General features: G+C 62.6%; 4 protein-coding genes. All 4 read left to right on the top strand.

Annotation, left to right across the window (positions count from 1 at the left end; genetic code table 11):
* Positions 1 to 13 precede the first annotated feature (13 nt).
* On the top strand, positions 14 to 592 hold the full coding sequence (locus H9X91_RS13970) for a 2-oxoacid:acceptor oxidoreductase family protein (RefSeq protein WP_204805867.1): 579 nt from the start codon (positions 14 to 16) through the stop codon (positions 590 to 592).
* Positions 589 to 897 (top strand): 4Fe-4S binding protein, encoded by a 309-nt coding sequence (locus H9X91_RS13965; RefSeq protein ID WP_204805866.1) that lies wholly within the window; start codon positions 589 to 591, stop codon positions 895 to 897. The genes H9X91_RS13970 and H9X91_RS13965 overlap by 4 nt, the downstream gene beginning before the upstream one ends.
* Positions 898 to 912: 15 nt before the next feature.
* Entirely contained in the window at positions 913 to 2,091 is a 1,179-nt protein-coding gene (gene porA / locus H9X91_RS13960; RefSeq protein ID WP_204805865.1) for a pyruvate ferredoxin oxidoreductase, read from the top strand.
* 15 nt (positions 2,092 to 2,106) lie between these two features.
* A partial coding sequence (locus tag H9X91_RS13955; RefSeq protein WP_204805864.1) for a thiamine pyrophosphate-dependent enzyme occupies positions 2,107 to 2,978 on the top strand: 872 nt, incomplete at its 3' end.

Below are 2,978 nucleotides of genomic sequence, written 5' to 3'. Positions count from 1 at the left end.
AGGAGGATCAAGCATGAAAGACATCGTAGAGATCCGGTGGCACGGGCGCGGCGGCCAGGGCGCGAAGACGGCTTCGCTGCTGCTGGCGGACGCGGCGTTCAACACGGGCAAGTATGTCCAGGGCTTCCCGGAGTACGGTCCCGAGCGCATGGGCGCACCCATCACCGCCTACAACCGGATCAGCTCGGAACGGAGCACCGTCCACTCCAACATCTATTATCCGGACTATGTGGTGGTCGTGGACGAGACCCTGCTCTCCGCCGTGGACGTGACGGCGGGATTGAAGAAGGAAGGCGCCATCGTCATCAACTCCAGCAAGTCCCCCGCCGAGCTGCGGCCCCTGCTGAAGGGCTACGAGGGCCGTGTGTGCACCATCGACGCCGGTAAGATCAGCGAGGAGGAGCTGGGCAAGAACTTCCCCAACACCCCCATGCTGGCCGCCATCGTGAAGGTCAGCGGCGTCATCGGCGAGGAGGAGTTCATCAAGGACATGGAGGGTTCCTTCAAGCACAAGTTCGCCAGCAAGCCCCAGGTCATCGAGGGCAACATGCGGGCGCTGAAGAGATCTCTGGAGGAGGTGCAGGTAGGATGAGCCATCTGGCAAAGGATATGACCCCGGACGTGACCTGGAAGGACATCACCCCGGGCTGCAACATTTATGAGGGCGGCACGTCCAGCGTGGTGGAGACCGGCGACTGGCGGACCATGAAGCCCGTGATCGACTGGGACAAGTGCAAACAGTGCCTGCTGTGCGCGCCGGTGTGCCCGGATATGTCCATCCCGGTGAACCAGGAGGGCAAGCGGGAGGACTTCGACTACTTCTTCTGCAAGGGCTGCGGCATCTGCGCCAACACCTGCCCCTTCGGGGCCATCACCATGGTCAAGGACGAGAAATAAGGAGGGGAAGGAACAATGGGAATCAGAGAAAGACTTTCCGGCAATGAGGCAGTGGCCTATGCCATGAAGCAGATCAACCCGGATGTGATGGGCGCGTATCCCATCACGCCGTCCACGGAGATCCCCCAGTACTTCTCTACATACGTGGACAACGGGGAAGTGGACACGCTGTTCATCGCGGTGGAGAGCGAGCACAGCGCCATGTCCACCTGCATCGGCGCGGAGGCCGCGGGCTGCCGCGCGATTTCCGCCACCTCCTCCTGCGGCCTGTGCTACATGACGGAGATGCTGTATGTGGCGGCCAGTGACCGGCTGCCCATCACGCTGGCCGTCTCCTGCCGCGCGCTGTCCGGCCCCATCAACATCAACAACGACCACTCCGACGCCATGGGCGTGCGGGACGCCGGCTGGCTGATGCTGTTCGCAGAGACCAACCAGGAGGCCTACGACAACTACCTGCAGGCCATGCGGATCGCGGAGGCGGTGAGCCTGCCCATCATGGTGTGCCAGGACGGCTTCATCACCTCCCACGCCATCGAGAACATCGAGCTGGTGGAGACGGAGAAGGTCAAGGAGTTCGTGGGCGAGTACAAGCCGGACCATTATCTGCTGAACAAGGATGAAAAGATGGCCGTGGGCGCCTACGCCACCCCCGTCTACTACATGGAGGCCAAGCGTCAGCAGGCCCAGGCCATGCTGGACGCCAAGGACGTCATCCGCAAGGTGGGCAAGGAGTTCGGCGAGATGACCGGCCGGACCTACGGCCTGATCGAGACCTACATGATGGACGACGCCGAGGAGGCCATCGTCATCATCGGCTCCTCCGCCGGCACCGCCAAGGAGGCCATCAACGAGCTGCGGGCCCAGGGCAAGAAGGTGGGCCAGATCAAGGTCCGCTCCTTCCGTCCCTTCCCCAGCGAGGACATCTGCGAGGCCCTGAAGAACGTGAAGGCCTTCGCCGTGATGGACAAGGACGACAGCTTCAACGCCCACTGCGGCCCCATGTTCGCGGAGGTGACAGCCAGCCTGTATGCCGCCGGCATCAGCGGCCCCAAGGGCATCAACTACATCTACGGCCTGGGCGGCCGCGACGTGCGGGTGGAGAGCATCCAGCACGTGTTCGCGGAGCTGGAGAAGATCGCGGCCACCGGCCAGGTGGGCGAGACCTATCGCTACCTGGACGTCCGGGAATAAGGAGGGAAAACAGTCATGGCATATAGTCTGAAAGAAAATCTGATGAAAGAGGACCGCCTGTCCGGCGGCCACAGAATGTGCGCGGGCTGCGGCTCTCCCATCGCGGTGCGGACGGTGCTGCGTGCCCTGGACCCGGAGGACAAGGCGGTGGTGTGCTCCGCCACCAGCTGCCTGGAGGTCTCCACCTTCATGTATCCCTACACGGCCTGGAAGGACAGCTTCATCCACAACGCCTTCGAGAACGCGGCGGCCACCATCTCCGGCGTGGAGACGGCGTACCGGGCCATGAAGAAGCGGGGCAAGATCGATGACACGTACAAGTTCATCGCCTTCGGCGGCGACGGCGGCACGTACGACATCGGCTTCCAGAGCCTGTCCGGCGCCATGGAGCGGGGCCACGACATGGTGTATGTGTGCTACGACAATGAGGCGTACATGAACACCGGCATCCAGCGTTCCTCCTCCACCCCCCACTTCGCCGACACCACCACGACCCCTCAGGGCAAGGTGATCCCCGGCAAGATGCAGCAGAAGAAGAACCTGACGAAGATCATGGTGGCCCACGGCATCCCCTATGTGGCCCAGACCACATTCATCGGGAACTTCAAGGACATCACGGAGAAGGCCCACAAGGCCATCTACACCCCCGGCGCGGCGTTCCTGAACGTGATGGCGCCCTGCCCCCGCGGGTGGCGGTATCCCAGCGAGAAGCTGATGGAGGTCACCAAGATGGCGGTGGAGACCTGCGTGTGGCCGCTGTATGAGGTGGTCGAGGGCAAGTACATCCTCAGCTACAAGCCTAGAAATAAGCTGCCGGTGGAGGAGTACCTGAAGATGCAGGGCCGCTTCGCCCATATGTTCAAGCCCGGCAACGAGTGGATGATCGA

It is taken from the genome of Oscillibacter valericigenes (assembly GCF_016902445.1).
In the GTDB taxonomy this organism is placed as follows: domain Bacteria; phylum Bacillota; class Clostridia; order Oscillospirales; family Oscillospiraceae; genus Oscillibacter; species Oscillibacter avistercoris.
Note: the sequence above shows the minus strand (reverse complement) of the source record. Positions and strands in the feature narration are given on the sequence as shown.